The sequence below is a fragment of the Thermogutta sp. genome, from assembly GCF_014359955.1.
In the GTDB taxonomy this organism is placed as follows: domain Bacteria; phylum Planctomycetota; class Planctomycetia; order Pirellulales; family Thermoguttaceae; genus Thermogutta.
In genome coordinates this window covers 1-2,330 of the sequence record NZ_JACIYL010000704.1, presented here as the reverse complement: position 1 = coordinate 2,330, position 2,330 = coordinate 1, and the positions used below count along the sequence as shown (strand labels likewise).

The 2,330-nt window shown below is 58.2% G+C and carries 1 protein-coding gene and 1 pseudogene; both read right to left on the bottom strand.

All coding sequences use genetic code 11. From position 1 onward, the window contains the following. Positions 1 to 780, bottom strand: a pseudogene (locus H5U08_RS16050) (hypothetical protein); the annotation flags it as partial. 63 nt (positions 781 to 843) lie between these two features. Continuing rightward, the coding region (locus H5U08_RS16045; RefSeq protein ID WP_297035340.1) for a PQQ-binding-like beta-propeller repeat protein at positions 844 to 2,330 on the bottom strand (1,487 nt) is incomplete at its 5' end.

Here is a 2,330-nt window from a genome sequence, read left to right as displayed (position 1 = left end):
GTATGCGACGTTCCCCTCCACCAGGTAATGATCGACGAACGCCCGCTCCGACCCGTAGGCATGCATCGTGTATCCGAACCCGCCTGTCATAATGCAATCGGAAATGATTTTGACGCCGTTTTCATTTTGAGTGTAAATCGCATGGCCATGGCCCCGATCCGGTGCCTTCCATCCATTGTCGAAGATGATGCAGCCATGCAGTTCGCTGTCGGTGGCTCCTCGCCAGAAACTGACTCCCTGAGCGTTGTCATGAATGACGAGGTTGATGTACTTGCACCCCTTTCCCGCATGAATGTTCAGCCCACCCCATGGTCGGCCGTAGCTTTGCGGGTGTGAGCCAGGCTCATCCAGTGTACGGCTCATCGTGAAGTTTTCCGAGACGAGGATCTCCAGCCCCCAAATCCACACATAGTCGCTGGGGCTGACCACGCTCAGGCCCCCGTCGATCGTGGCACGTTCCCCGGGCAGCGCACGGACGTGAATCGGTCGGTCCGGTTCGCCGGCTAAGCGAACGGTGAATCCCGGGCTGTTGAGCGACCGATCCGGGAAGCGATATGTGCCACCCGATATCCAGATCGTGTCCCCCGGCTCAACCTCTTGTCGGCCGCTCAGTGCCGACTCCAGATCCCACGGCGATTCGCGGGTTCCCGCATTTTGCGGGCGACCATCCACGGCCACATACCAGTCGCGTGCCTGAAGTTTCTCCATGTCCATCCCGCCGAGTACGCCGAGGGCCACGAGGGCGTAAACCCACGCTGTGCGTCTCTCTGCCGGTTGCATCGCCGCACCTCCCGAGCGTTGGCTCTTCTGTTCCCGGCTCGCGGTTTCATTATCACGTCATTATCACGGCGTCTTGCCTGTTGAATGCGTGGAGCGTGATCCGATCGCGACACAGTGACGCCGGGTCACGATGTAAAGCACGCCATCCACCGCGACCGGAGTCGTATAGACGGAACTTGTCATGGGATTTTCGGCCAGCAGTTTCATCTCACGAGCCAGTTCAAAAACAGCCACATCGCCGTCCTCATCTCCCAGATAAATCTTCCCGTCAGCAATCAACGGCGATCCCCAGACGGAGGCCATCATGTCGTAGGTCCACAATAGTTGCCCTTTTTCCGCATCCAAACAGTGGACAATTCCGGAGCCGTCGCCCACCACGAGAATTCCTCCCGCCACTGCGGGCATTCCCAATGTCCGATGTAATGTTTCTTCAAAATCCAGCTTTCCATTCCCGTTGAGGTCCTGGCCGCGGTAATGCCAGATGACACCCGAGTTCGGGTTGGCGACCACCCGTTCGCCACGGCTCTCATCGACGGCGAACGTCCGCCGCGGCGGCACCGGATTTCCCGCCGAATCAACAACCAACTCGGCACTAATATCTCCCCGTTTGGTAGGGTCAATACACCAGAGATCGCCAGGGCCTTCACCCCATTGAGGATCCTGCCCCGTCACCACGTACACTTTGCCATCGGCAATGACGGGAGCAGCCACCAGGTAATTCCGATCGCCCAGTCCCCCTTCCTCAAAACGCGTTTTCTTCGGATTGGCGTCGAATTTCCACAGAAGTTTCGGTTTTCCATCTGTCGTGCGTTCTGCCAGAAACGAATAGACCCAGCCGTCCCCTCCTCCAAAGATCACCTGGGGGACACCTCCCAGGACTGCACAGGCGGGGCTGGACCACTGCCCTTCCAGAATGCGATCACCGGGCGAATTATCGGCCCAGACTATTTCTCCGGTTTTTTTGTCCAACGCGAGAAAACTGGGGGCATCCGGCCGGACAATCTCGCCTTTTTCGTTCGCACCATGGGAGGTGACAACAAAAAGCAAATCGCCCCACGCCGTGGGTGAGGACGACGTCATATACCGGGGATGAACCCCCAGCCATTCAATCATGTTGAGCTCCCACACCACGTCCGCTTCACGGAGGTCTGTAGATTCCTCCTGTGTGAAGGGACCGTCGTTTTCGCCGTCGTAAAAACCCTCGGTATCGAGGCAGACAGCAGATCCCCGATTCGTGACCACCCAGAGTCGGTCCCTCTCGACGAGAGGTGTGGAGCACAGCCCCTGTTCCGGCCAGTTCATGCTGGAATCAGGCAGCACTGGGGCCGAATACTGCCAAAGAAAGGTCCCTGTCTCTCTGCTCAGGCACAGGAGACATCCCAAATCCACTTTCGGCGGATACCGCGGTACATATCCCTGGCCGTTGTTCGTTCCGCAAAATATTTTGTTCCCTGCGACCACGGGGCTGCCGTACGATTCGGTTCCCAGCGGTGTGACCCAGCGAATATTTCGCGCGGTTGGCCCTCCAATCCACCGTCCGGCGGCTCGAT